Source organism: bacterium, assembly GCA_026129405.1.
GTDB lineage: Bacteria > Desulfobacterota > Binatia > DP-6 > DP-6 > JAHCID01.
Genome location: JAHCID010000001.1, coordinates 1,319,465 through 1,345,694, shown reverse-complemented (window position 1 = coordinate 1,345,694; position 26,230 = coordinate 1,319,465). Strand labels below are relative to the sequence as shown.

At 73.9% G+C, this 26,230-nt stretch carries 25 protein-coding genes; 8 read left to right on the top strand and 17 right to left on the bottom strand.

Annotated elements, in window-relative coordinates:
• Window positions 1–3 precede the first annotated feature (3 nt).
• Genes KIT14_06150 through KIT14_06120 form a run of 7 tightly spaced genes read right to left on the bottom strand, consistent with a single transcriptional unit; the run spans window position 4 to window position 6,877 of the window.
• Window positions 4–1,383 (bottom strand): GldG family protein, encoded by a 1,380-nt coding sequence (locus KIT14_06150; protein MCW5890118.1) that lies wholly within the window; start codon window positions 1,381–1,383, stop codon window positions 4–6.
• On the bottom strand, window positions 1,380–2,114 hold the full coding sequence (locus KIT14_06145; GenBank protein MCW5890117.1) for an ABC transporter permease subunit: 735 nt from the start codon (window positions 2,112–2,114) through the stop codon (window positions 1,380–1,382). The genes KIT14_06150 and KIT14_06145 overlap by 4 nt, the downstream gene beginning before the upstream one ends.
• Entirely contained in the window at window positions 2,111–3,025 is a 915-nt protein-coding gene (locus tag KIT14_06140) for an ABC transporter ATP-binding protein (GenBank protein ID MCW5890116.1), read from the bottom strand. Before KIT14_06140 ends, KIT14_06145 begins: the two co-directional genes overlap by 4 nt.
• A 24-nt stretch (window positions 3,026–3,049) precedes the next feature.
• Window positions 3,050–3,703, bottom strand: coding sequence for an HAD family phosphatase (locus KIT14_06135; protein MCW5890115.1), 654 nt, complete (start codon window positions 3,701–3,703; stop codon window positions 3,050–3,052).
• A 1-nt stretch (window position 3,704) separates the two neighbouring features.
• Window positions 3,705–5,216, bottom strand: a complete 1,512-nt coding sequence (locus KIT14_06130) for an FGGY-family carbohydrate kinase (GenBank protein ID MCW5890114.1) — start codon at window positions 5,214–5,216, stop codon at window positions 3,705–3,707.
• Between the two features lie 3 nt (window positions 5,217–5,219).
• Complete coding sequence (locus KIT14_06125; protein ID MCW5890113.1) at window positions 5,220–6,221, bottom strand: 3-phosphoglycerate dehydrogenase; 1,002 nt, start codon at window positions 6,219–6,221, stop codon at window positions 5,220–5,222.
• A 20-nt stretch (window positions 6,222–6,241) separates the two neighbouring features.
• Window positions 6,242–6,877 (bottom strand): TetR/AcrR family transcriptional regulator, encoded by a 636-nt coding sequence (locus KIT14_06120; GenBank protein ID MCW5890112.1) that lies wholly within the window; start codon window positions 6,875–6,877, stop codon window positions 6,242–6,244.
• 248 nt (window positions 6,878–7,125) lie between these two features.
• On the opposite strand from KIT14_06120, the gene KIT14_06115 reads away from it, so the two are divergent.
• From KIT14_06115 to KIT14_06095, 5 genes are all read left to right on the top strand, one after another.
• Window positions 7,126–8,277 carry a HAMP domain-containing histidine kinase gene (locus KIT14_06115; protein ID MCW5890111.1) on the top strand — a complete coding sequence of 384 codons (1,152 nt, stop codon included), beginning with the start codon at window positions 7,126–7,128 and terminating at the stop codon, window positions 8,275–8,277.
• A gap of 12 nt (window positions 8,278–8,289) precedes the next feature.
• Window positions 8,290–9,834 carry an apolipoprotein N-acyltransferase gene (gene lnt / locus KIT14_06110; protein ID MCW5890110.1) on the top strand — a complete coding sequence of 515 codons (1,545 nt, stop codon included), beginning with the start codon at window positions 8,290–8,292 and terminating at the stop codon, window positions 9,832–9,834.
• Window positions 9,831–12,425, top strand: coding sequence for a hypothetical protein (locus tag KIT14_06105; protein ID MCW5890109.1), 2,595 nt, complete (start codon window positions 9,831–9,833; stop codon window positions 12,423–12,425). The genes lnt and KIT14_06105 overlap by 4 nt, the downstream gene beginning before the upstream one ends.
• A 241-nt stretch (window positions 12,426–12,666) precedes the next feature.
• Entirely contained in the window at window positions 12,667–13,563 is an 897-nt protein-coding gene (locus KIT14_06100; protein MCW5890108.1) for a hypothetical protein, read from the top strand.
• Between the two features lie 25 nt (window positions 13,564–13,588).
• Window positions 13,589–14,575, top strand: a complete 987-nt coding sequence (locus KIT14_06095) for a hypothetical protein (GenBank protein MCW5890107.1) — start codon at window positions 13,589–13,591, stop codon at window positions 14,573–14,575.
• 9 nt (window positions 14,576–14,584) lie between these two features.
• Here the strand turns inward: KIT14_06095 and KIT14_06090 are convergent, their stop codons facing one another.
• The 5 genes from KIT14_06090 to KIT14_06070 all read right to left on the bottom strand — a co-directional run bounded on the left by KIT14_06090 (window position 14,585) and on the right by KIT14_06070 (window position 19,470).
• The gene (locus KIT14_06090; GenBank protein MCW5890106.1) at window positions 14,585–15,652 is read right to left on the bottom strand and encodes a hypothetical protein; all 1,068 of its coding nucleotides are present in this window, start codon (window positions 15,650–15,652) and stop codon (window positions 14,585–14,587) included.
• On the bottom strand, window positions 15,649–17,307 hold the full coding sequence (gene alsS, locus KIT14_06085) for an acetolactate synthase AlsS (GenBank protein ID MCW5890105.1): 1,659 nt from the start codon (window positions 17,305–17,307) through the stop codon (window positions 15,649–15,651). Before alsS ends, KIT14_06090 begins: the two co-directional genes overlap by 4 nt.
• A gap of 147 nt (window positions 17,308–17,454) precedes the next feature.
• On the bottom strand, window positions 17,455–18,105 hold the full coding sequence (locus KIT14_06080; protein MCW5890104.1) for a response regulator transcription factor: 651 nt from the start codon (window positions 18,103–18,105) through the stop codon (window positions 17,455–17,457).
• Window positions 18,074–18,454: a hypothetical protein gene (locus KIT14_06075; GenBank protein MCW5890103.1), complete on the bottom strand. Its 381-nt coding sequence runs from the start codon at window positions 18,452–18,454 to the stop codon at window positions 18,074–18,076. Before KIT14_06075 ends, KIT14_06080 begins: the two co-directional genes overlap by 32 nt.
• Window positions 18,455–18,465: 11 nt before the next feature.
• The gene (locus KIT14_06070; protein ID MCW5890102.1) at window positions 18,466–19,470 is read right to left on the bottom strand and encodes a lysophospholipid acyltransferase family protein; all 1,005 of its coding nucleotides are present in this window, start codon (window positions 19,468–19,470) and stop codon (window positions 18,466–18,468) included.
• 189 nt (window positions 19,471–19,659) lie between these two features.
• Here KIT14_06070 and KIT14_06065 point away from each other — a divergent pair, with 189 nt between their 5' ends.
• On the top strand, window positions 19,660–19,863 hold the full coding sequence (locus KIT14_06065; GenBank protein MCW5890101.1) for a cold-shock protein: 204 nt from the start codon (window positions 19,660–19,662) through the stop codon (window positions 19,861–19,863).
• 244 nt (window positions 19,864–20,107) lie between these two features.
• A complete protein-coding gene (locus KIT14_06060; GenBank protein MCW5890100.1) occupies window positions 20,108–20,974 on the top strand; it encodes a hypothetical protein in 867 nt (288 codons plus the stop codon).
• Window positions 20,975–20,984: 10 nt separating this feature from the next.
• On the opposite strand, the gene KIT14_06055 is transcribed toward KIT14_06060, so the two are convergent.
• Window positions 20,985–21,806 (bottom strand): c-type cytochrome, encoded by an 822-nt coding sequence (locus KIT14_06055; GenBank protein MCW5890099.1) that lies wholly within the window; start codon window positions 21,804–21,806, stop codon window positions 20,985–20,987.
• Window positions 21,807–21,850: 44 nt separating this feature from the next.
• On the opposite strand from KIT14_06055, the gene KIT14_06050 reads away from it, so the two are divergent.
• Window positions 21,851–22,582 (top strand): hypothetical protein, encoded by a 732-nt coding sequence (locus KIT14_06050; GenBank protein MCW5890098.1) that lies wholly within the window; start codon window positions 21,851–21,853, stop codon window positions 22,580–22,582.
• A gap of 171 nt (window positions 22,583–22,753) precedes the next feature.
• Here KIT14_06050 and KIT14_06045 read toward each other — a convergent pair whose 3' ends face one another.
• From KIT14_06045 to dnaJ, 4 genes are read right to left on the bottom strand one after another with little or no spacing between them, the layout of a single operon-like run.
• Window positions 22,754–23,278, bottom strand: a complete 525-nt coding sequence (locus KIT14_06045) for a hypothetical protein (protein ID MCW5890097.1) — start codon at window positions 23,276–23,278, stop codon at window positions 22,754–22,756.
• Window positions 23,278–24,048, bottom strand: a complete 771-nt coding sequence (gene larB / locus KIT14_06040; protein ID MCW5890096.1) for a nickel pincer cofactor biosynthesis protein LarB — start codon at window positions 24,046–24,048, stop codon at window positions 23,278–23,280. Before larB ends, KIT14_06045 begins: the two co-directional genes overlap by 1 nt.
• Before the next feature lie 15 nt (window positions 24,049–24,063).
• Window positions 24,064–25,050, bottom strand: a complete 987-nt coding sequence (locus tag KIT14_06035) for a hypothetical protein (GenBank protein MCW5890095.1) — start codon at window positions 25,048–25,050, stop codon at window positions 24,064–24,066.
• Between the two features lie 8 nt (window positions 25,051–25,058).
• Window positions 25,059–26,180 (bottom strand): molecular chaperone DnaJ, encoded by a 1,122-nt coding sequence (gene dnaJ, locus KIT14_06030; GenBank protein ID MCW5890094.1) that lies wholly within the window; start codon window positions 26,178–26,180, stop codon window positions 25,059–25,061.
• Between the last annotated feature and the right edge of the window lie 50 nt (window positions 26,181–26,230).

The window sequence follows — 26,230 nt, the reverse complement described above, 5'->3', positions numbered from 1 at the left end:
GCGTCAGCCCCAGCGCCGGCGCAGCCCGACCACCACCGCGCCGGTCAGGAGGACGAGGCCGGGCAGCACGAGCACGACGCCGCCGAGGAGACGCCGCGCCTGCGCGTCGGTCAGCACGAGCGGCGACAGCGGTCGCGTGACCTCGGGCACCGTGCCCGCGCGCGCGCCGGCGGTCGCCTCCTCGCCGACGAGCCAGGCCACCGCGTTCAGCGCCACGTCCTTGTTGCCGAGGACGTCGAGGTAGGCGTCGGTGGCGAAGTCGGCGTCGCCGATGACGGCCAGGCGGCCGCGGCGCGCGTCGTTCCCGGGCTGGCTCCCGATCTCGGCGAGCACCATCACCGACAGCGGGCCGGGCACGTCCTTCGCGGCCCTGGTCGGCTCCTCGCCGCGGCTGGCGCGGCCGGCGTCGGCCATCGCCCATGCGCTCTCGCCGGTGCGCGCGATGCTTTCGGCGGCGACGCCCGGTACCTCACGCACGACGTCGACCGTGCGCGCGAACGGGAGGACGACGCCGCTGCCGATCGGGTTGGCGTCGGGCTCCGACAGCGGATTGCCGCGGCGGAACTGCTCGACCACCGCCGCCATGCCGTCGGTCCCGAGCACGCGCCGCTCGCGGTCGACGACGACGTCGTCGCCGAGACCGATGCCCATGGAGGCGAGCAGCCCGGCCAGGTTCGGCAGCGGCGCGGGATCGAGCAGGAGGAGCAGCCCGCCGCCGCCGCGCAGGTGGGCGGCGAGGCGCTCCAGCTCGACCGGCTGGAAGTCGTGCTCCGGCCCGGCGACCACGACGACGTCGGTCCCCTCCGGGACCGGGCCGTCGAGCAGCGAGACCGCGTCGGCGGTGAGATCGTCGGCGTCGAGCGCGGCGACGAAGCGGCCGAGCCCGCGCTCGCCGCCCCCCGGCGTGCGCTCGCCGTGGCCGACCGTGAAGGCGAGACGCTTCCGCTGCCCGCGCACGACGCCGAGGATGCCGCCCGCGAGCTGCTCCTCGGGCAGCGCCGGGACGACGCGCCGCCGGCCGTCGTACTCGACCAGCGCGCGACCGTACTGGGTCACGCCCGCGCTGCGCGCGCGCTCGGGGTAGCGGTCGAGGTCGAAGAGCTCGTACGTGACCTTCGGGTTCTCGGCCTGGACCCGTCCGAGGAGACCGGCGTACTCCTCGCGCGAGCCGCGCCGGTGGAAGACGGTGATCCGCAGCGGCCCCGCGACCTGCGCCAGCAGGTTGCGCGTCGCCGGCGCGAGCGACAGTTGGCGCTCGGCGGTGAGATCGAGGCGCCGGTTCGTGCGTTCCGCCACCACCTGGATCAGCCCGAGCGCGACCAGGAGCAGCCCCACCTCGAGCACGAGCTGCGACCAGCCGCGCGCGCTGCGCGAGGCCGTCACTTGAGCCCTCGCCAGCGGCGCGCGTCGAGCGCGAAGAACGTGAACGCGAGGAACGCCACCGTGAACAGCACGAGGTAGGCGAGGTCGCGCGTGTCGACGCCGCCGCGCATGAACACCGCGAAGCGGTCGAAGAGCGAGAACGGCACGAGCAGCCGCAGCGCGCCCTCCCCCATCGCCGCCTCGTTCCAGGTGAGGATCCAGAAGAAGAGCAGCACGCCGTAGGTCGCCGCGCCGGCGACGAGCTGGCTGTCCGTCAGCGCGGAGAGGAAAAGGCCGCAGGCCACGAACGCGGCCGCCAGCAGGAGGAGGCCGAGGTAGCCCGCGACGAGCGGCCCCGCGTCCACCGGGTAGAGCTGCGCGAGCAGGATCGGATGCACCACCGTGGCGAGGATGATCGACGCCAGGACGGCGAAGCAGGCGAGGAACTTCCCGAGGATGATCGCAACGTCGCGCACGGGATACGTCCACAGCAGCTCGAGCGTCCCCAGGCGGCGCTCCTCGGCGAAGAGGCGCATCGTCAGCAGCGGAACCAGCGCCAGCAGCAGCTGGCGCATGTCGTAGAACTGGTGCTGCCAGAGCCCGAGCGGCAGGTTCATGCCGCCGAAGCGCACGAAGAAGTCGAGGTTGGTGTAGAAGAAGTACCCCGAGAGCGCGAGGAACACCGCCGCGATGGCGTAGAAGAGCGGCGACGTGAAGTAGAGCGCCAGCTCCTTGCGCAGGATCGCCGTCACCGGGGGCGCACCAGCTCGAGGAAGACGTCCTCCAGCGCCCGCTCCTCCTGGCGCAGCTCGCGGACGCTCCACCCGCCCGCGCGCACGGCGTCGCCGGCGAGCCGCGCGAGGTCGAGGTCGGTCGCGGCGTCGAGCACGAAGGCGCCGTCGCGCGTCGTCACCTCGACGCCGGCGAGCGCGCGCAGCGCCGCGGCGACCGCGTCGGGCGGCCCGTCGACGCGCAGGACGACGCGCGCGCGGGCGCCGAGCCGCGTCGCCAGCTCGGCCGGCGTGCCCTCGCCCACCAGCCGGCCGCGCGCGATGACGACGACGCGCTCGCAGAGCGCCTCGACCTCCGAGAGGATGTGGCTCGAGAACAGCACCGTGCGCCGCCCGCGCAGCGCCCGCACGCGGTCGCGGATATCGACCACCTGCCCGGGATCGAGCCCGATCGTCGGCTCGTCGAGGATCAGGATCGGCGGGTCGCCGCAGAGCGCCTGTGCGAGCCCGACGCGCTGGCGGTAGCCCTTCGAGAGCGTGCCGACGCGGCGCCGCGCCATCTCCACGAGCCCGCAGTCGAGGAGCACGCGGCCGACGGCCTCGCCGCGCTCCGCGCGCGGCACCTTCTTGAGCCGCGCGACGAAGGCGAGATAGCCCTCGACGGTCAGCTCCGGGTAGTACGGCGCGAACTCGGGGAAGTAGCCGACCTGCCGGCGGCAGGCGAGCGGCTCGACGAGCGGATCGTGGCCGGCGATGCGCACGCGCCCGGTCGTCGGCGGAAAGATGCCGGCGAGCACGCGCATCGTCGTCGTCTTGCCGGCGCCGTTCGGCCCGAGGAAGCCGACGATCTCCCCCTCGCGCACCGTGAACGAGACGTCGTTCACCGCCTGCACGGCGCCGAAGCGCTTCGTGAGGTGCTCCACCTCGAGCATCGGACGCGCGGCGACCGTCATGCGTCAGGCGGCCGGCAGCGACGCCAGGAGAGCCGGGGTCAGCGCGTCGAGGTGCGCGAGGCGCGCGCTCGCCCCCGTGTAGTCCTGGTCGCGCGTGAGATCGCTCGGTACCACCACGACGCGCATGCCCGCTGCGCGCCCGGCCTGCAAGCCGCGCGGCGTGTCCTCGACGACGACGCACTCGGCCGGCGCGAGGCCGAGCGCAGCGGCGGCCGCGAGGTACGCGTCGGGCGCGGGCTTCGGCGCCGGGTAGTCCTCGCGCGCGACCACCGCGTCGAGGAGGCCGCCGAGGTCGCCGTGGCGCAGGATCACCGCGACCTCGGCCCGCGCGGTGTTCGTCGCCACCGCGAGGCGATGCCCGGGGTGCAGCCGCGCCAGCGCCTCGCGTGCGCCCGGCATCGGCGACACGCCGTCGGCGATGAGCCGTCGATAGACCACCGCCTTGCGCGCCCGCAGCGTCGCCGCGTCGAACCCGAGGCCGTACGTCGTGCACGCCCACTCGGGCCCGCCGGCGGCGGCGATGAAGCGCCCGCGGTAGGTCTCGAGGTCGATCGCGACGCCGTGCTCGGCGAGGACGCGCGCATACGCCGTCCATTGCAGCCGCTCGGTGTCCACGAGCGTGCCGTCGAGGTCGAAGAGGAGGCCCAGGACCGGCACGTCAGGCGAGCGACCACGTCTGCAGCGTGGCGTAGAGGTCGCGCCAGCGCCGGTAGCCGGCGTCGAACTCGGCCGCGAGCGCGGCGTCGGGCTCGACGGTGAAGCTCCGGGTCATCGCGGCGACCGCATCGGGGATCGACGGATGCAGGCCCGCGCCGACGGCGCCGAGGATCGCGCAGCCGAGGCTGGCGCTCTCGGGCACGCGCGCCACCGCGAGCGGCCGGGCGAGCGTGGTGGCGAGGACGCGCAGCACGGTCGGGCTCTGCGTGAGCCCGCCGCTGACGAGGACCGCGTCGGGCGACGTGCCGGCCAGCGCGAGGATCTGCTCGACGTTGCCGCGGATGGCGTAGGCGACGTTCTCGACGAAGGCGCGCAGCAGCTCGCCGCGGTCGGGACGGTCGATGTGCAGCAGCGGGAAGCGGAAGAGCACGCCCGCGGGCTGGAACGGGTTCATGTTGCGCAGGTCGAACACGGCCGGCCCGAGGTGGCAGAACATCGGGCGCGGGCCGCCGTCGAACGGCGCCATGGCCGTCTCGGCGGCGGCGTGCGCGGCGACGTCGTGGCCGCCGAACAGCAGGCCCAGCAGCCAGCGGTAGGCGCTGCCGGTGTCGCCGGCGTTGCTCTCCAGCACCCAACGGCCCTGGACGACGTGGCAGCTCGTCCACAGCGTGCCCGCCGGATCGAGGACCGGCGCCTCGGTGACGAGCTGCACGGGGCTCGTCGTACCGAGCACCGCGGCGAGCTGACCCGGCCGGTGCGCACCGCTGCCGAGGAGCGCGCTCTCCGTGTCGGCGCCGCCCGCGAACACCGGCGTGCCCGCGGGGATTCCCGTCGCCGCGGCGGCCGCCGCGGAGACGCCGCCCACGCGGGTGCCGGCCTCGCACAGCGGCGGCAGGATCGCCGCGGGGACGTCGAGCGTGGTGAGGATCTCGTCCGACCAGGCGCGCCGCGTGACGTCGTAGAGCATCGACTCGCCGGCGTTCGAATGCTCGCACACACGCGCGCCGCACAGCTCCCAGGCGATCCAGTCGTTCAACATGAGCAGCGACGCGACGCGACCCGCGTCGTGGTGCTTCTTGAACCAGTGCCAGCGCGCCAGCGGGAAGATGTAGGGCGGTGCGTGCCCGGTGATCGCGTGCAGCCGCTCCGACGACATCAGCTGCTGGAGCTCGAGCCCCTCCATGGCGGCGCGCGCGTCGAGGTTCGGGCCCGCGTAGAGCACCTCGCCGGCGGCGTCGAGGAAGACGCAGCCCTCGCGCTGGCTGGTGGCGACGACGCCGCGCACGCGCGCGTCGGCCGGCAGCTGCGCCAGGGCGGCGCGGGCGCAGCGCGCCAGCGCGCCCCAGAACTGCTCCGGATCGAGGTCGAAGCCGCGCACCAGCGGCAGCGCCGGATCGGAGAACGTCCGGTAGTGGAACGGCTCCTGCGCGCTCGCCAGCGGCTGGCCGCCGGCGTCGAACACGAGGCACCGGCCCGAGCCGGTCCCCGCGTCGAGCGTGACGATGCAGTCCACCCGTCACTCCCGGCCGGCGAGCAGCGCGGGGTTCGCGATCCAGCGCGGACGCCCGCCGGCGAGCCACTTCTCCATGGCGTCGACGACGATCTCGCTCTGGTGACGGGTGACGTCGAGCGTCGCGCCGCCGATGTGCGGCGTGCAGATGACGTTCGGCAGGGTGAGGAACCGGTTGCCCGGCTGGAGCGGCTCGTCGGCCAGCACGTCGAGTGCGGCGCCGCCGAGGTGGCCGCCGTGCAGGGCGTCGAACAACGCGTTCTCGTCGGTGAGCGCGGCCCGCGCCGTGTTGACGAGGAGCGCGCCACGCTTCATGCGGCCGAGCCGCTCGGCGTCGAGCAGGCCCTGCGTCTCCGCGGTGACGGGCGCGTGCAGGCTCAGGACGTCGCTCTCGGCGAGCAGCGTGTCGAGGTCGCAGAGCGTGACGCCGGGCGGCGGCGCGGTCACGAACGGATCGTGCGCCAGGAGCCGCGATTTGAACGGCACCAGGCGCGCGGCGACCTCGGCGCCGACGGCGCCGAGCCCGAGGAGGCCGACGGTGAGACCGCCCAGCTCGCGGCCCGTGAAGCGGGTGTAGAGCTGGAGGTAGTCGGCCGCCTGCTCCACGCGCCCATCGCCGCCGCGGTACGTCGCCTCGATGGCCGGCAGATGGCGCAGCAGCGCCAGCATGAAGCCGATCGTCAGGTCGGCGACCGCGTCGGCGTTGCGTCCGGGCGTGTGGAAGACGGGGATGCCCTTCTTGGTCGCGAGCTCGACGTCGACGTTGATCGGCTCCCCGCGGCAGACGCCGATCATCCGGAGCGGAACCGTGTCGAGCACGTCGGCGTGGACGAGGTCGGCCTCGACGATGAGGACGTCGGCGCCGACGGCGGCGATGTGCTTGGCGAACTCGCCGCCGTCGAACCAGATGTGGTGCCGCGCCTTCCAGTCCTCGTGCACCACGGACATGTGGCGCTCGAGGCGTGCCCTGGCGGCGGGATCGAAGGATGCGGTGATGAGGGCGCGCATGCGGCTCCTTGATGGGTCGTTCAGGCGCCGAGCAGCGTGTGCACGAGGTGCAGCACGTGGGCACGCACCTGCTCGCGCAACGGCGCTTCGCGCACGCTGCCGCCGAGCAGGCTGCGGTACGCCTGGCTGTCGAGGAGGTAGACGAGGACGACGGACTGCAGCGAGAGCATGAAGAGCCGCGACTCACCGGGCTGGCTCGCCTTGCCGAAGCGGGCGAGCCAGGCGTCGAACATCGCCCAGGCCGGCTGGAGGACGTCACGCTCGAGCCCGCCGTCGGCCTCCTGGTCCTCGACGATGCGGCGGACGAGGAGCCGGGTGACGTTGGGATGGTCGGCGAAGTAGTCGAACAGGTCGGACATGACCCGCTCGACGGCGCCGTGGCGATCGAGCTGGGCGTCGTGCACGCCCTGCACCGCGCGCCCGAGCAGCTCGGTGATGTGGTCGAAGACGTTGCGGAAGACGGCGAGGTAGAGCGTCTCCTTCGACGCCCAGTGGTAGTGGAGACTCGAGATGTTGACGCCGGCGCGGGCCGCGATCTCGCGCGTCGACGCACCGGCGAAGCCGCGCGCCGCAAACACCTCCTCGGCGGCGGCCAGGATGCGCGCCTTCGTGGAGCGGGGCGCCTCGCGCGCCTTGTCGAGGGCGGTCTTGCTCACGCCGGCCGAGTGCTTAGAGCGACCGACCGAGCGCGGTCAAGCGAACCCGGCCGGCAGGCGCAGGCGCACGCGCCGTGCGGCGTGCGTCGTCCCGCTCCTCCCCACGAGCGACGATTCTGCGGCGCTCCGCCCGCTGAATGACGTGCCACGCGGCGCGCAGGGGAGGATACCGCAGCGAATCGGCGGCGGTTTCGTGGCGCGGCATTTGCTGTTTCGCGTGGCGCGGCGTCTGCCCCGCCGCGCGAGTCATGGCGCGACGCTCGACCCGATCCAGCAGCGGCCACACCATCCTCGTCGTCGACGACCAGGAGGACACGCTGCTCTCCGTCCAGAGTCTCCTCGAGCGGGAGGGCCATCGCGTGCTCCTCGCCGACGGCGGCGACGCGGCGCTCGCGGTGCTGCGCGAGCACGACGTCGACCTGATGATCCTCGATTATCTGATGCCGCGCATGACCGGCGCCGAGCTGGTGCGCCTGGTCCGCCGCTTCGATCCGTACCTCCAGATCGTGCTCCAGACCGGCTACGCCGGCGATCGACCGCCGCGGGCGATGCTGGCCGAGCTCGACATCCAGGGCTACCACGACAAAGCCGACGACCCCGAGAAGCTGCTCACGTGGGTCGCGGTGGCGCTGAAGGCGCATCGCCTGGTGGCGACGCTGCGCGAGCGCGAGCGGCTGCAGAGCGAGCTCGTCGCCAACTGCTCGCACGAGTTCCGCACGCCGCTCAACATCGTGTCCGGCTACGCGTCGCTGCTCGCCAACGGCGACTTCGGCCCGCTCCCCACCGACGCGCAGGCGCCGCTCGCCTCGATCCAGCAGGCGGTCACGAACCTCAACGACCTCGTGAACGACTTCCTCGCGCACGCCAAGCTCGAGGCCAGCGTCGCGGCGGCGGCGCCGGACTGGCTCGACGTCGGCGAGCTCGTCCGCGAGCTGGAGACGCTCGCCAGCGTCCTGCTCGAAGACAAGCCGATCACGTTCCGCGCCGTCTGGCACGGGACGCCCGCCCGCCTCCTCGCCGACGGGACCAAGCTGCGCACGGTGCTGCGTAACCTCATCGGCAACGCCGCCAAGTACACCGACCGCGGCAGCGTCACGCTGCGCGTGACGGACGCGGGCGACGTCGTCCGCTTCGCCGTCGAGGACACCGGCCCGGGCATCGCACCGGCGCACCAGGAGACGATCTTCGAGCCGTTCCGTCAGATCGACGGCTCCTCCACGCGCACGCACGGCGGCGTCGGGCTCGGCCTCGCGCTCGCGCGCAAGCTCACGCGGCTCCTCGGCGGCGACCTCGTCGTGCACAGCACGCCGGGTGCAGGCTCGACGTTCACGCTGACACTGCCGGCCGCCGACGTCGAGCGCGGCTCGGTCGACCGCCTCGACCGCGCCGCCGCCGGCTGAACGAGGCGCGACGTGAGCACGCCCGAGGCGCGCACCCACCCCGGCCTGGCGGCGCGGCCGGTGGCCGGTGCGCGCGCGGTGCCGTGGGCCGCCGTGATCGGCGTCCCGTGCGCAGCCGGCCTCTACGTCCTGGCCTCGCCGCCGCACGCGTGGGCCGGGCTCGGCTGGCTCGCCCCCGGACTCCTCGTGTGGTCGCTGCGCGGCCTGCGACCGCGCGCCGCCGCCGGCGCGGGCTTCGTCTTCGGCATGCTCGCCGCGTGGGGCATCACGGGCTGGGTCGTGGGCGCGGCGCAGCGCTACTTCGACGCCGAGCCGCTGCGCGCCGGCGCCGTGGGCCTCGGGCTCTGGCTGTGGTGCGGCGGCCTCGGCTTCGCCGTCTTCGCCGGCGCCTGGGCGCGCGTCGAGGCGCGCACCCCGCTCGCGGCGCGCGGTCTCGTCGCGGCCTGGCTGTGGGTGGCGATCGAATGGGTGCGCGCGACCGCGCTGAGCGGGCTGCCCTGGGCGCTGCTCGCGCACACGCAGTTCCGCCACCCCGAGGTGCTGCGGATCGCGGACCTCGGCGGCGCCTACGCGGTGTCGTTCGTGATGGTCGCCGCCAGCGTCGCCGTGGCCGAGGCGACGGCGGCGCCGCGCCGGCGCGCGCTCGCACTGCTCGCCCCGGGCGTGCTCCTCGCCGCGACGCTCGCCTGGGGGCTCCGCCCGCCGCCCGCCGCCGCGGGACGGGAGCGGACGCTCGTCCTCGTCCAGGGCAACGTCGACAACGGGCTACGCTGGAACCCGACGTACTTCGCCCGCACGCTCGGCGCCTACGTCCGCCTGTCGGGCGACGCCACCGCCTCCGCGCGGCCCGACCTCGTCGTCTGGCCCGAGAACGCGGTCGATTTCTACCTCGACGCCGAGCCCGGGCTCGTCCCCGCGCTCCGCGGCGTCGCGCGCCGCACGCAGGGCGGGCTCCTCTTCGGCGGCCCGCGGCTCGCCGGCACCGCCGAGGCGCGCAACGCCGTCCATCACATGACGCCGGACGGCGCCGTCGCCGCGGTGCACGACAAGCAGCACCTCGTGCCGCTGGCGGAATGGATGCCGTGGGCCGCCGCCTCGGGCGAGGAGCCCGCCTACGCGCCGGGCAGCGACGCCGTGCCCGTCGCGGCGGGCGACGCGCGGCTCGGGGTCGTCGTGTGCATCGAGGCGATCTTCCCGCCGCTCGTGCGACGGCTGGCGGCGCAGGACGTCGGCATGCTCGTCGTCGTCGCCAACGACGCGTGGCTCGACGCCGGCGACGGCGCGGCCCTGTGGCAGCACTTCGCGGCGACGCTCCTGCGTGCCGTGGAGACCGGACGCCCGCTCGTCCGCGCCGCCGGCACCGGCATCACCGCCGCCGTCGAGGCGGACGGCCGCATCGCCGCCCTCCTGCCGCCGCACGAGGCGGGCACGCTGCTGGTGCGCCTGCGCGACCGCACGGGCACGACGCCCTACGTGCGCTTCGGCGACGCCTGGATCGCGCTCGCCGGCGCGGGCCTGCTCGCGCTGCACCTCGCGCGGCGGCGGAGGCCGACGTGAGCGTCCGGCTGGTCCGCGGCGCCGTGGTCGCGACGAGCACGATGATGCTCGCGCTGCTCGCCGTCGTCGGCTGGAACTCGACGCAGTGGGTGGGGCGCACGTTCCCCGGCTTCCTCGTCCTCGGCAACCGTGTCGTGCCGTCGATCGCGCTGCCCGAGTGGACGGACGGGCCGCCCTCGCGTTTCTTCCAGCACGAGGTCGTGGCGATCGACGGCCGGCCCGTGGCCTCGGCCGACGCGCTCTACGAGCACGTGGCCGCGTCGCCGACCGGCACCGCGTTCGTCTATCGCCTGCGGAGCCCGGACGGCACGGAGCAGGTGCTCCGGGTCGGCTCGCGGCGCTTCGCCGGACGCGACTACGTCTTTCTCTTCGGTGCCTTCGTCTGCCTCGGGCTCGTCTTCTTCGGGACGGGCGCGTGGGTGGCGTTCGTCGCGCCGCGCACCCCGGCGAGCGTCGGGCTCCTCAGCTCCGGCGCCGCGGCCGGCCTGTTCGCGCTCACCGCCGTCGATCTCTACGGGCCATGGTGGTTCGTGCGCCTGCACGTCCTCGCCGAGACCTGGCTCGCCGCGGCGTTCCTGCACCTCGCGACCGTCTTCCCGACCGATCGCTTCGGAACCCGGCGGCGGCCGATCCTGGTCGCGCTCTACGCCGGCTTCGGCGTCGTGGCGCTCGTCTACGAGGCCGCGCTCGACACGCCGCGCGCGTACTCGCTCATGCACCTGCTCGTCACGGCGGCGCACGGGCTGGCCGCGCTGCTCGTGATCGTCGCCGTCGTCCACGACTATCTGCGCAGCCCGTCGCCGCTGGTGCGCCGGCGCATCAGCGTCGTCGCGCTCGGCACCGCGGCGGGCATGCTGGCGCCGGCGGTGACCATGGGGGCGTCGGCGCTGCTCGGCGGCCGCGTCGCGGTGAACCTCGGCGTGCTGCCCGCGCTCCTCTTCCCGATCAGCGTCGGCTACGCGATCGTCAAGCAGGACCTGTTCGAGATCGACGTCCTGCTGCGCCGCGCGACCACGTACGTGATCGTCATCGCGCTCGCCGCCGGCGGCTACCTCGGCCTGCTCGCGGTGATGGCGACGCTGCTGCCGGGCAACGGCACGCTCGCCGCGGCGACGCCGCTGTCGGCGGTGGTGAACCTCGCCATGATCCTCCTGCTCTGGCCGCTCCAGCGGCGCGTACAGGCGGCGGTGGATCGGGTCTTCTTCCGCGGCGGCTACGACTCGGAGAGCGCGCTCGCCGCGCTCGGCCGCGGGCTCGCATCGGCGCACACGCGGCACGACGTCCTCGCGCAGGCCGAGCAGGCCCTCGCAACGACCGTCTGCCCGACGCAGTGGGCGACGTACTGGGACGACGGCGACGGCGGCTTCCGGCGCATCACGGGCCTCCACGGCCCCGAGCACCTGCTGCTGCCGCCGGCGCTCGCGGCCCGCGCGGCCGAGGGCCGCATCCTCACGCGATACGAATGGGACGACGGCGTCCGCACCCTGCCCGCCGTCTGGCGCGGGCAGGGCACCGAGCTGCTGATCCCCATCCGCAGCTGGGGCCCGCCGATCGCCTTCCTCGCGCTGGGCGGCAAGGCGTCGGGGCATCCGTACGGCACCTACGACGACGCGTTCCTGCGCGCGGCGGCGACCCAGCTCGCGCTCGCGCTCACCAGCGCACAGGCCTTCGCCGAGCTCGAGGCGCTGAACGCCCGGCTCGAAGGGCAGGTCCGCGACCGCACGCGCGCGCTCGAGAGCGCCAACGCCGAGCTCAACGAGTCGCTCGACGAGCTGCGAAGCGCCTACACGCAGCTCGAGAAGAACCAGACGAGCCTCCTGCGCGCCGACCGGCTCGCGACGCTCGGCCGCCTCGCGGCCGGGATCGCCCACGAGGTGAACACGCCGCTCGGCGCCGTGCACAACTCCCTGCGCGTCACCACGGACCTCGCCCAGGAGTACCTCGATTCGATCGACGACCCCGGGGTGACGCGCGACGACCACCGCGCGATCGCCGGCGAGCTCCTCGAGGCGGCCACGGCCGCGGCCGGCTGGGCACGCAAGGCGTCGAGCTTCATCGCCAAGGTGAAGCTCCACAGCCGCGAGACGCCGTCGGACGGGCGCAGCGTCTTCCGCGTCACCGACGTGATCGCCGAAACGGAAGCCCTGCTGTCGCACCGCCTGCGCGCCGCCGAATGCCGCCTGACGCACACCGCGGGCGGCGACCTCGCGCTGCGCGGCGACCCCGCGCGTCTCGGCCAGGTGCTGGTGAACCTCGTCGGCAACGCCATCGACGCGTACGAGGACCATGGCGTCCGCGACGGCGTGGTGGCGATCGCGCTCGAGCGGACGGCGGACGCCGTGCGGTGCACGGTCACCGATCGGGCCGGCGGCATCCCGCCCGACGTCCTGCCGCGCATCTTCGACGAGCTCTATACGACGAAGGAGCCCGGCCGCGGCACCGGCCTCGGGCTCTGGATCGCGCGCCAGCTCGTCGAAGAGACCTTCGGGGGCACGCTGACGGTGGTCTCCGCGCCCGGCGCGGAGACGCGCTTCACCATCGCGATGCCGGCGAGCCGCGTCGTCGACGCCGACGCACGCCCCGCGGCGTGAGCCCTGCGGGACGCCGTGCGCCGCGGCCCGCGCGGCCCGCAGCGTGTGCCATCGGCGCCCACCGACTGCGCCAGGCGGCACGTGCCACTCGCCGTCGTGGCACACCTCCGCAACCTCCCGGAGCCGATTTCCCCGAGAATCCGGCAGCGGCCCGCTCTGGCCCGGGGCGTGCAAAGTCGTCATGCAGCCACGCGGGATCGGGCAACCCCGCAGTGCGCACCGACACGGAGGACGACACGGAATGCGAACCTCGCTCGCGGCGCTTCTGATCACGACCATCGCCATGCTGCTCGGCCCGCAGGACGCGACTGCCGGCTGCGGGTGCGACAAAGCCCCCCCGCCGCGCGTCTCCATCCGCCCGTTCGTGGCCTATGCGGATCAGACGATCTCGATCTTCCACTCGTCGCTGAGCGAGGGGCGGAAGTACGACGTCCAGTTCGAGACCGCCTACGGCTGGGGCAACGCCTGGAGCCGCGCCAAGGCGATCAAGCGCAAGGACTTCGCGGATCGCCAGCGGAAGAACCAGATCCGCGTCCGCGTGCCGAATCTGCCCTTCGGCCCCTGCAAGGTGACGGTGTGGGAGGACGGCCGCCGGCTCGCGACGTTCACCGACGACAAGCTCACGATCACCGGCCGGCCGCTCCAGGTCCACGAGTTCACCGAGGCGGTGAACAAGCCGACGTACCGCGCCGGCGTGGACCGCTTCGGCACCATCTACATTCCGGTCGACGTGAGCCAGGTGTCGAACGCGACCCGCTTCACTGGCGCGGCGCTCGGCTTCCCGGTGACCTTCGGCGCCGTCGACGTCGTCATGTACAACGAGCAGGGCTTCCTCATGCAGATGCTCGACCCGAAGTCGCCCGGGCTATTCGATCTGTATCGCGGCGAGGGCGACATCAGCGACGTGCTGAGCTACTGGCGCCACGAGTTCCGCACCTACAAGGAGCAGCACCGCTGGGCGGACCGCTTCGCCACCAGCGACGACGAAGAGTGGCACGACGACGGCACGCCGCACATCGAGCACGACCGCGTCGTCGTCGCGATCACCGGCCGCATGGCGAACGGCTACCGGCCCGCGCCGGGCGCCACCCCGCCCTTCCAGCTCATCATCATGTCGGACCCCGAGGAGCGCAACTGACGACCGCGGGACACGGGAGGCGATCATGCCGCACGCCCGCATGCTCCGGCGCGCGCTCTCCATCGGCATCCTCGCGCTCGGGACGCTCGCGCTCGTCCAATCCCTCGCCTGGCGCGGCGCCGCGTTCCCCGGCTTCTTCGTGATGCCGAACCGGGTGATCCCGTCGGCGGGCCTCTCGGACTGGCCCGGCGTCGCGACGGGCCGCCCGCTGTACCAGCAGGTGCTGGTCGCGGTCGACGACCGGCCCGCCGCAGCCGCCGCCGACGCCTACCGGGCCGCCGGCGACGCGGGGCCGGGCGGTGCCGTGCGCTACACGTTCACCGACGCGGGCCGCGAGGAGACCCGCACGGTGCCGGCCCGCACGTTCACGCCGCGCGATCACCTGCTCGTCTTCGGCGCGTACTTCGTGACCGGCCTCGCCTACCTCCTCCTGGCGGCGATCGCGGGCGAGCGCTGGGAGCTGGGCGCGGCGTTCCGCGGCTTCGCGGTCTTCGGCTGGATCGCGGCGGTGTTCGCCTTCACGGCGATCGACCTCTACGGCCGCGGCACCTTCTTCCGCCTGCACGTGCTCGCGGAGACCGGGCTCGTCGCGGGCGCGACGCAGCTCGCGCTCGTCTGCCCGCGCGATCTCCTGGCCCGCCGGCCCCGCCTGCGGTCCGTGATCTGGGGCGGCACGCTGGGTCTCGCGCTCGCCTACGAGCTCTTCCTCTACGACCCGCGCGCCTACGTCGTCTTCCACAACGCCACCCAGGCGCTGGCGGCGATCCCCGTCCTCGCGTTCGCGACCGGCCTCGCGTTCTTCCTCGGCCGCGCCGCGGCCGAGGCGCGCCGCCGCGGCATGCGTGCATGCCTCGCCGGCGCCATGGTGGGCATCGTCGCGCCGGCGTTCGTCTTCGGGCTCTCCGGCCTGTCGGGCGGCCTGGTGTCGGTCACCGCGGCGGCCTGGCTCGGCTTCGTGTTCCCGGTGCTGAGCCTGCCGGCGGTGCGCAGCAGGAGCGTCGCGGCGGCATAGCGCGCCCGGTCAGGGCGCCGACGCCGGCACCGCGCGCAGGACGACGGTCGCGTCGGACATGGTCGGAATCCGCACCACGAGCTCCGCGCCACCGCCCGGCGGGATCGTCCACGACTCCGCGGCCAGCGCCGCCGACGCGTTGAAGCGCGCCGCCGGCACGTCGGCGAAGTCGGCGTAGCGATACAGCCGGTAGCCGACGGACGGATCGGGGATCGTCACCGTCGCCGTGAGGGTGATCGGCACCGGCGCCGGGGGGACGTCCGACGGATCGGGGATCTCGGGCTCGCCGTCGCGGTCCGAGGTCAGGCGAACCGGGATGGTCACGCCGTCGAGGTCGGCGACGCCCGTCACCGCGACGGCGTAGTTGGGCGGCCGGTCGCGCAGCGAGTAGACCGCGCCGTCCGAACGGTTCGCGGCGCGGCGTGACTTCGGCAGGCGCCAGAGACGGTAGCTGAACACGAACGGCGTCGTCTGCCCGGGCGCGCCGAACAGCCCGTTGTCGCTGAAGGTGAGCACGTCGCTCGCGAAGGCGCGGTCGGCGTGGCGCGCGAGCGAGCGTCCCGAGCCGACGCCGATCACGGGCACGATGTGGTCGTAGGTCCGATAGCCGGGCAGCGGCTCGCCGAGGATGCGCACGTTGTTGAGGACGCCGACGATGACCGGGCGCCCGCGCAGCAGGTTGCTCTTCACCCACGCGAAGAAGGACGGCACCGTACGCTGCGTGCGGTCGTAGAACGTCACGGTCTCGAGCCGCATGGCGCGCGCCGCCGCGACGTCGTTCACGCCGAGCAGCAGCTGGCTGTCGGGATTCGACTGCGCGACGCCCGGCGAGGCGATCGCCCGCGCCGTCCACTGGGACGTGTACTGCCCGAAGTAGAGGCCGGCGCTGAGGAAGCTCGTCTCGCCGCAGTACCCCGAGTTGGCGTTCCACTGCTGCCGCGGCGGGATGTCGAGCCCCTGCGCGAACCGCGTCGGGATGGGCGAGCCGATGCGAGCGCCGGCGCCGGACGGCCGGATCGCGGCGCCCGCGAGCGCGACGACCGCGAGCAGCAGCGTGACGCGGGGCGCACGACTCAATGGACGATCCCCTCGTGCATGGCGGCCATGAGGCCGGGGTTGTCGCGGTAGTCCACCGGCACGCCGACCACCACGGGTCCGGGCTGCGCCATCGCCGCACGCAGCACCGCACCGACGGCGTCGGCGGACTCGATGCGCATCCCGGCGGCGCCCATCGATTCGGCGAGCCGCACGACGTCGACCGGGCCGAAGCGCACCGCAGCCTCGCGCCCGTACGCCGCCACCTGCTGGATGCGCACCATGTCGTAGGCGCCGTCGATCCAGACGAGGTGCACGAGGTTGCAGCGCAGCCGCACCGCCGTCTCGAGCTCGACCGCGGAGAAGAGAAAGCCGCCGTCGCCCGACACCGAGATCACCGCCGCGCCGGGATCCGCGAGGCAGGCGGCGATGCCCCACGGGAGGCCGACGCCGAGCGTCTGCTGGCCGTTGCCGATCAGGATCTGGCGCGGGCGGTGGGCCACCAGGTGGCGCGCCATCCAGATGTGGAACGAGCCCATGTCGGAGCAGAGCGTGGCGCCGTCGTCGAGCAGCTCCTGCAGCGCATGCACGATCCGCAGCGGATGGACCGGCGTGCCGCCGTGCCTGGTGGCTTCGGCGGCGAGCGCGGCGAAGCCCGCGCGGATCTCGGCGAGCAGGGCGGCCTGCGCCGGCTGCGGCCGCGCGCGCACGCGGGCCGCGAGCGCGGCGAGCGTCGCCGCGACGTCGCCGAAGAGCTCGACGTCGGGTCGATACGCGCAGTCGGGATCGGCGGGCACGGCGTCGAGATGGACGAGCGTCCGGCGACGGTCGCAATTCCACAGCGCCGGGTCGTACTCGACGGGATCGAAGCCGACGGCGAGCACGAGATCGGCGTCGTCGAGCAGGCGATCGGCGGGCTGGTTGTGGAAGAGGCCGACGCGGCCGCCGAAGCAGTCGACGCGCTCGGGCGGCACCGCGCCCGCGGCCTGGTAGGTGCCCGCGACCGCGAGCCGCGCCCGCGCCAGCAGCGTGCCGAGCGCGGCGGCCGCGGCCGGCCGGCCCGCGAGCATGCCGAGCAGCAGCACGGGCCGCTCGGCCGCGTCGAGGAGACGCGCCGCCTCGGCGATCGCCGCGGGGTCGGCGGCGCCCGGCGCGGGTACCCGGGCCGGGGTGAGCACCGAGCCGACGGCCGGCGCCTCCATCACGTCCTTCGGCAGCCCCAGGAACGCCGCGCCCGGCCGCCCCGACTCCGCGGCGCGGAACGCCGACGCCAGCGCCTCGGACACCGCACCGGGTGCGTCGATCTCGGCGGCGTACTTCGTCACCGGCCGCATCAGGGCGACGGCGTCGAGGCTCTGGTGGGTCTGCTTCAAGCGCTCGGCGACCGGCACCGCGCCGCCGAGGGCGACCACCGGATCGCCCTCGGTGCTCGCGGTCGCGAGCCCGGTGACGAGGTTCGACACGCCCGGGCCCGAGGTCACCAGCACGACGCCCGCGCGGCCGGTGAGCCGCCCGAGGCCGCCGGCGATGAAGGCCGCGTTCTGCTCGTGGCGGCAGACGACGGTCTCGATGCTCGTGTCGGCGAGGGCGTCGACGACCGGGGCCACCTTCGCGCCCGGAATCGCGAAGACGTGCGTCACACCCTGCGCCTCGAGGCTGCGCACGAGGAGCCGCGCGCCGGTATCGGCCACGCTCACGACCGCCCTCCGGGCTCCGCCGCCGCCCACGTCCGACCCCACCGCATGCGCCGGCAGCGTACCGGCGCCCGGCGCGAGTCGAAAGCACCGACCGGGACGCCGAGCCGGCGCGGCCACGGCGAGCCGCAGCCGCGGGCCGGGCGGCGCTCAGTGGACGATCTTCTTGCGCACCGCGAAGCGGACCAGCTCGGCGGTGTTGTGGAGATCGAGCTTCTCCATGACGTGCTTGCGGTGCGTCTCCACGGTGTTGATGGAGACGTTCAGCAGGCTGGCGACGTCCTTGTTCGTCTTACCCTCGGCGATCAGCTGCAGGACCTCGCGCTCGCGATCCGTCAGCAGCGCGAGGTTGTCCTCGACCTCCTTGCCGGTCGGGTCGCCGAGGTAGCCGGCGAGGAGCACCTTCGACACCGACGGACTGAAGAACGAGCCGCCCTGCCCGACCGCCTTCACGGCCTTGATCAGGTCGAGGTCCTCGGAGTCCTTCAGGAGGTAGCCGCGCGCGCCGGCCTTCAGGCTCTGGCGGACGTAGACGTCGTCGGAGTGCATCGTCAGCACCAGCACCTTGGCGCCGTCGACGCGCTTCGTGATCTGCCGCGTCGCCTCGATGCCGTTCAGCTCGGGCAGCGCGACGTCCATGACCACGACGTGCGGCCGCATGCGCTGCACCATGTCGACGGCGGTGCGGCCGTCGCCGGCTTCGCCGACGATCTCGATCTCGTCGTCGGACTCGAGGATCTTGCGCAGGCCCTGACGAACGACGGTGTGGTCATCCACCAGCAGGACGCGAAGCTTCGGCATGGTTCGACTCCTCGGCGGACGGCGCCGCGGCGGCGGCCTCCGCGGCGGCGGTGCGCTCGGCCAGCAGACGCGCCAGCATGTCGGCGCGGGCCTCGTGGTGGCGGAGGGCGACGATCTCCTGCACCAGCTCGGCCAGCTTGCGATCGGCGGCGCGGCGCACCGCCTCGAGCTGCTTCGCGTGGCGCTGGCGCAGCGCCTCGAGCGCGGCCTCGGCCTGCTTGAGACGCCGCTCGAGCGTGCGGGCACTCGGCGCCTCCGGCGCCGGCGGTGCGACCTTGGGAGTCGCGGGCTTCGCCACGGTCTTCGCGGCGGCGGAACGACGGTTGCGCTTGCGCTTGCGTGCGGACATCGACGATCGCCTCAATAGATCTTCGGTTCGCCCGTCGGGCGGGTCTTCCAGCGCTTGTGCATCCAGAGCCACTGCTCCGGATGCCGGCGCACCATCTCCTCGAACACGCGCGAGAAGCGCTCGGTGTTGTGTCGGACGTCGGCGACCATGTCCCCCGTCCGCACGACGTCCATGATCGGCAGGACGTGGACCGTATGTCGAGCACGATGCCCGTCGCGCACGATGAAGACCGGCACGACGGGGGCGTCGGCGCGCAGCGCGATGCGGGCGATGCCCGAGTTGGTGCTGGCGGGCAGCCCGAAGAAATCGACGAAGACGCCGAGACCGCGGGTGGAGTTCTGGTCGAACGGCAGCACCAGCAGCTGCTTGTCGCGCAGCGCCTTCAGGACCTCGCCCGCGGCGCGGCTCTTGCGCACGAGGCGCGTCCCGGCGCGCGCCCGCAGCGCGTTGAACCAGCGGTCGACGAGCGGGTTCGCGATGGCGCGATGGACCATGGTCACCGGATGCCCGCGCCGCCCATGCGCGAACACCAGGAGCTCCCAGTTGCCGAAGTGCCCGCTCAGGATCATCACGCCGGTCGGGCGCTCCCAGCCGATCGCTTCGGACCACCAGGCTTCGTCGGCGAAGCGCACCACGTCGCGGAGGCGCGCGTCCGACAGGCGCGGCAGATGTGCGAGCTCCGCGGCCATGCGCCCGAGGTTCAGGAACGACGCGCGCAGGATGCGGCGCCGCTCGGCCGGCGTCTTCTCGGGGAACGCGATCGCGAGATTGATCGCGCCGATGCGGCGATGCGGAACGTCGAGCGCCCACGCCACGAAGGCGACGGCCTCGCCGACGCGCAGCCCGACCCACATCGGCAGCACGCCGAGGACGCCGACGACGACGCGCACGACGCCGTACTCGAGCCACTGGCGCCAGCGCGGCGGCTGGCGCAGGCGTCGCGACCGCCGACCGCCCGCCGGCCGACGGCGCTGCGGCGCGGACGTCGCGGGCGGCCGTCCCGCTGCCAACGCCATGGCGGGGCTCTCTATCAACGCCGCCCGGGTTTGCAAGTTTGCCTCGCGCGACGCGAATTGCCGTGCATTCGTGTTGCCTTTCGAGGAGACGACATGCTAGACCCCGCCGCGCTTCGCGGGCCGGGGGGCAGTTCCGTCGCACGGCACCGGAGTGTTACGCGCTTTCGCGAGAGAGAAGGAGACGGTCCCGTGGCTCAGGGCAAGGTCAAGTGGTTCAACGGGCAGAAGGGTTACGGCTTCATCACGACGGACGAGGGTGAGGACGTCTTCGTCCACTACTCGGCCATCTCCGGCAGCGGCTTCCGCTCGTTGGATCAGGGGCAGCGGGTGGCCTTCGAGGTCACGCAGGGGCCGAAGGGGCTCCAGGCGGCGAACGTCAGCAAGATCGACTGACGTCCCGCACGCGGGAGCGGCTGCACTGGCGCCGCTCCCGTCACGGTCCTTCGCGCGCTTCGGCGCGCACCGATGCGCCGCCTGTCACCGTCTTCGCGTCACCTTTTGGTGAGCGGCGCGTCCGCCAGTGGCGTCCGGCGTCCGCCCTCGCAGCGGCGCATCCAGCCGTTCGCGTCGGACTCCGTTGACACCTGTGGGGGGTCACGAAATCCTCCGGCGTTCCATCGCTTTTCCGGAGGTCGTCATGCCGCTTCGTCCGCTCGTCCCCGCCCTGGTCCTCTTCACCGGTCTCGCGCTCGGCACCGCCGGCGCCCAGACCTGCGCGCCCGCGTGCTTCGGCGGGGGCGGTCCCGCCGCCACCGACTGCATCGTCGGATGGGGTGGCGTCAGCGCGGCGACCACGATCTGCGTCGACGGCGAGGCGTGCGATGGGGACGGCGTCGCGGACGGCGTCTGCACCTTCCCGCTGACTGCGTGCCTCGACGTCGACGGCAGCTGCGGCGTGACCAGCGTCACCAGCGCGAAGGTGGCGCCGAAGAACCTCGCCGCCGGCGCGGCGCTCCAGAGCGCCATCCAGGCGCTCACCCCGGGGCAGTGTACGACGCCCGGCTTCGCGGTGCCCGTGAAGCGCTCCAACGGCCTCGGCAAGATCAAGGACGGCAAGGCGAAGCTGAAGGTCACGGTGGTCGCCGACGGCAAGAAGGACCCCGACAAGATGACCCTCGTCTGCAAGCCCGCGGCGCCGTCCTTCGCGCGCGACATCCAGCCGATCCTCACGGCGACCTGCACGAGCTTCACGGGCTGTCACGCCGGCCAGGACGTCGAGAACTCGACGAACGGCACGGGCGGCGGTCTGAACCTCGATCCCGACGTCGCATACGCCGAGCTCGTGAACGCCCCCTCGGCCACCGGCGGCAAGCTGCCCGAGGTCAAGCCCGGCAGCATCGCCAAGAGCTTCCTTGCCAAGAAGCTCCTCGGCATCGGCCTCAAGCCGCCGGCGATCGACATCAAGATGCCGCAGAGCTGCGGCGTCGAGCCGACGATCCCGTGCCTGACCGACGCCGAGCTCTACCGCATCCTGGCCTGGATCCAGGCCGGCGCGCCGGCCTGACGACGGCGCGTCACTGGAGCTCGGGACGCCACGAGCCGTCCCGGACCCAGCGCACGTAGGCGGCGAGCGCCGCGACGTCGCCGGCGGGCAGGAAGCGCCCGTACGCCGGCATCTTCACGCGCTGGCGCTCGAAGAACACCCCGCCGACGGGATGGTCGGCGATGCGCGGGACGCGGCCGTCGGCGATCCACGCGCGCAGCTCGGCGTCGTCGGCGACCAGCTCGTCGAAGTCCTCGCCCCAGAAGCCGGGGATATAGCCCTTGAACGAGCCGGGGTTCAGCACGCCGCCGGCGCCGAGCGGGCCGTGGCAGCCGAAGCAGTCGAGCTCGAGGGCCAGCTCGTAGCCGCGCTCCTGCGGCTTCAGGTCCTTGCCGTGCGGCAGCAGCTGGCCCGAGGTCGCGCGCAGATAGACGACGAGGTCCTCCAGCTGCGCGTCGGTGACGAAGCCGCGGTACGCCGGCATGTGCAACGCCGCGGCCTGCATCTGCGCGACGTAGTCGGGATCGTCGAGCCGGCGGCGCGGCGCGCCGTCGAGGACGTACTCGCGCAGGTCCTGCGGCGTCTTCACGTACATCATCTGCGTCTGCTCGGTGAACGCCGGAACCTCGCCCTCCTTGCTGCCGGGATTCGCGACCCCGCCGATGCCGTCGGGGCCGTGGCAGCCGAAGCAACCGAGCTGGCCTGCGAGCCGCCAGCCGCGCGCCGCCGCCGTCTCCTCGGACGGCGACACCAGCTCCCGCGCCCACGGCCAGAGCAGCCAGGCCGACTGCGCCGCCACCACCACGGCGAGCACCAGCGCGAGCAGCATCCAGCGGCGAGCGGGCGTCGTCATGCGTTCTCCTTGATCCGCGCGGCCGCCTTCACGATGATCCCCGCATGCCGCGCCACCAACATAGCCGGTGCCGGCGCGCGTTGCTCGTGCCGGCGCTCGCCGGCGCGATGCTCGCCGCCTCATCGGTCGCTCCGCCGCCCGTCCGGGCCGCCCAGGCGGACGACCTGCTCGCCGCCGCCGCCCATGCCGCCGCCGCGCCGATCCCCGTCCGCGCCACCGCCACCGTCGGGCGCGACGGCGCGAGCGACGCCGGTGTCGTGCTCCAGCGCGGCCGCGTGCGCTACGTCGAGACCAGGGCCGGCACCCGCGCGCTCGTGAAACCCGGGAAGGTCGTCGTGCGCGACGGCGCCCGCCTGCGCAAGGCCGCGCCCGACGCGACGCTCGACGGCAGCAACGTGCTGCTGTCCGACCTCGCCGTCGTGAGCCCGCTCACGCGCCGCACGCCCCAAATCAGCGACACCGGCCCGATGGGCACCGTCCTCACCTGGGCGCCGCCGCCGCCGTCGCCCTACGCGCTCGTCGTCGAGACCTTCGACCCGGCGCAGTCGGCGGTCACGCGCACGAAGTACTACGAGGAGTCGATCAGCAACCTCGTGAAGATGCGCCGCGACGCCGGCTACACGAGCGTCGGCGGGCGGCCGAAGCCCGGCGAGATCGTGATGGACACCGTACGGCCGGCGTCGACGACGACGATCGCGCTGGCGTGGAGCGAGGCGCCGCAGGCGCCGGCGCTCGGACTCGACCTGCTGCGCGGGCCGTCGCAGCTGGCGCCGTAGCCGCCGAGGCCGACGGTCGGCCGCCGCACCTTCCTGCGCCGCACCGGCGCGTGCGCCGCTGGCCGCCGCCGCTGGTACGACGTCGGCGTCGGCTGCGACCTCGATGCCGGCCGGATCGAGAACGGGCGCGCGCCGGTGGCCGACCCGGCGCTGAGCGGCCGAGCCCGCCGCTCAGACGCTCAGGTCGACGCGCAGCTCGGCCGCCACCTTCTCGAGCGCCTCGCGCAGCGAGCGCGGATCCCGATCCGGCGGCACCACGAGGCGCAGCCGCATCGTGTACATCGGCGTGCCCGTCTCGGGCTCCGGCCGCAGCTCGGACTGCAGATCGAGGATGTTCGCCCCCTGGTCGGCGACGATGCGCGCGACGCGCGCCACGATGCCTGCCTTGTCGACACCGGTGACCACGCACTCGAGCGGCGTGCCGCGCGGCGGCGTGGTGTCGGGCACCTCGTCGAGCGGGCGGAAGAACACCGTCAGGCGCTTCTCCCACTCGAGGCGCTTGCAGCCCGACGAGAGGCGTCGCTCCACCTCCTCGCCCTGCCCCGACAGCAGCAGGAGGACCGCGAACTCCGAGCCGAGGATCGTCATGCGCGAGTCCTCGAGGTTGCAGTCGCAGTCGTAGATCAGCTCGGCCAGATCGGCCACGATGCCGGGACGATCGCGACCGATCGCCGACAGCGCATACCAGCGTCGCATCAGGTGCTCTCCTCGTCGGGGTGCGGCAGCATGATGCGCGCCGCGGCGGCGGCCGCTCCGAACCCGTTGTCGATGTTGACGACCGTGAGACCGGCGGCGCAGCTCGAGAGCATGCCGAGCAGCGCGGCGAGTCCCTTGTAGCTGGCGCCGTAGCCGACGCTCGTCGGCACGGCGATCACCGGCCGCTGCACGAGCCCGCCGACGACGCTCGGCAGCGCGCCCTCCATGCCCGCGACCACGATCAGCACCGACGCCGCCCACAGCCGCTCGCGCTCCGCGAGCAGCCGGTGCAGGCCGGAGACGCCGACGTCCCACAGGCGCTCGACCGTGAGACCCATGGTCTCGGCGCACAGCGCCGCCTCCTCGGCGACCGGCAGATCGGCCGTGCCCGCAGCGACGACCAGCACCGTGCCGGTGGCGCCCGGCAGGTGCGGCCGCGCGCGCCGCACCGCGACGCGCGGCAGCGGTGCATAGGTGAAGCCGGGCACCGCCGCGACGAGCGCCGCGCCCGCCTCGGCGGCGAGCCGGGTCACGAGCACGTTCGCCTCGGTGGTCGCGAGCCGCTCGGCGATGGCGATCACCTGCTCCGGCGTCTTGCCCTCGCCGAAGATCACCTCGGGCACGCCGGTCCGCAGCCCGCGGTGATGATCGACACGCGCGAACCCGAGGTCCTCGAAGGGCATCGTGCGCAGGCGGGCGAGGGCCTCGTCGACGGGACACGTGCCGCGGGCGACCGCCTCGAGCAGCGCGACGAGTTGCTGGCGGTCCATGGGCGAAGGCCACCGTTAGCCCCGGGGCTCCGTACGGGCAAGCCGTCGTCGGGCGCCGTCAGCGGAAGTGGTCGAAGCCGCCCCGGCGGAGCCGCACGGGCCGGCCCTGCGCGTCGACCAGCCGCACGGCGGGACGCCCCGCGTGCACGCGGCCGACGGCCGTGAGCCGGCAGCCGAGGTCGCGCAGCGCCGGCAGGCGGCCGGGCGGCACCGCCGCGAGGAGCCTGTAGTCCTCGCCTGGCCGACGCGACGAACGCCGGCGCCGCCGCGTCGAGCGCGCGGCGGCACGCCGGCGCGACCGGCAACGCCGCCGCGTCGAGCTCGATCGCGACGTTGCTCGCGCGGGCCACGTGGCCCGCGTCCTGGAGCAGGCCCGTCGCTGACGTCGACGGCGGCGTGCGCGACGCGGGCGAGCGCACGGCCGGCCGCGAGCCGCGACGGCACGGCCGGCCGGCGCACGCGGCGTCGGCGCAGCAGCGCGCACGGCGAGCCCGGCGCCGCCGAGCGTGCCGGTGACGAGGAGCAGGTCGCCGGGCGCGCCGCGGCCTGCGTGACGACCCGGCCCGGGGCCCGCCGAGGAGCGCCACCGTGACGACGAGCCGCCGGCCTGGCGGCGAGGTTGCTGCCGACGACGGCCGCGCCGGCGCGCCGCGCGTCGGCGACGAGCCCGCGCATGACGCCGCCCAGCACCGACGCCGGCAGCGACGGCGGCGCCTCGATCGCGACCAGCGCCGCCACCGGGGTGCCGCCCATGGCGGCGAGGTCGCTGGCGTTGACGCGGAAGGCGCGCCGCCCGAGCGCGGCGGGCGTCTCCCAGCCGAGTCGGAAGTGTGTGCCCTCGGCGAGGGCGTCGATGGTCCAGAGGAGCGGGCGGCGGCCGGAACGGAGAGCCGCGGCGTCGTCGCCGGGTCCGACGAGGACGCGGCCGCCCGCCGCGTGCAGGCGCGGCAGCAGGCGGCCGAGGAAGCCGTGCTCGCCGAGGTCGCGGAGGCGGCGCGGCATCGGCCGTCTCAGCCGAGGAGCGACTTCACCTTCTCGAAGAAGCTCTTCGAGAGCGGGTGCACCTCTTCGCCGGATATCTTCGCGAACTCCTCGAGCAGCTCGCGCTGCTTCGGCGAGAGCTTGCGCGGGGTCTCGACGATGATGCGCACCACCTGGTCGCCGACGTCGTAGCCCGACGCCGGGTCGGGCACGCCGAGACCGCGCAGGCGAAAGGCCGCCCCGCCCTGCGTCCCCGCCGGCACCTTCACCTTGCGCGCGCCGTTCAGCGTCGGCACCTCGACCTCGGTGCCGAGCGCCGCCTGTGCGAAGCTCACCGGCACGTCGCAGACGACGTCGTTGCCGTCGCGCTGGAAGATCGGATGCTCCGCGACCTGACAGAGGATGTAGAGGTCGCCCGCCGGACCGCCGCCCGCCCCGGCCTCGCCCTCGCCGCGCAGCTTGAGACGCGAGCCGGTGTCGACGCCGGCCGGCACCTTCACGCTGAGCGTGTGCTGCGTGCGCTGCACGCCGCCGCCGCTGCAGTCGGGGCACGGATTCGCGATCACCTGGCCCTGGCCGTTGCACGCGCCGCAGGTCTTCGCGATCGAGAAGAAGCCCTGCTGGAAGCGGATCTGGCCGGAGCCGCGGCACTGGCCGCAGGTCTTCGCCTTCGTCCCCGGCTTCGCCCCCTGTCCGCCGCAGGTGGCGCACGGCGACATGCGCGGGATCTCGATCTGCTTCTCGGCGCCGCGCGCGGCCTCCTCGAAGGTGAGGTCGAGACGGTACTGCATGTCCTGGCCGCGGCGCGCACGCGTGCGCCCGCCGCGGCGACCGCCGGTGCCGAAGAAGTCGCCGAACAGGTCGTTCAGCATGTCGTCGAAGCCGGCGGCGAACCCGGCCCCGAAGTCGAAGCCGCCGCCCTGCTCGAACGCCGCGTGCCCGAAGCGGTCGTACGCGGCCCGGCGCTCGGCGTCGCAGAGCACCTGGTAGGCCTCGTTGAGCTCCTTGAAGCGCTCCTCCGCTTCGCGGTCACCCGGGTTGCGGTCGGGGTGGTACTGCAACGCGAGCTTGCGGAAGGCCTTCTTCAGCTCGTCGTCGCCCACGCCTCGGGAGACCCCGAGCACCTCGTAATAGTCGCGCTTCACGTCCACCCCGAATACACGGAAGGCCCCCACCCGCGTCTCCGCGAATGGGGGCCCCC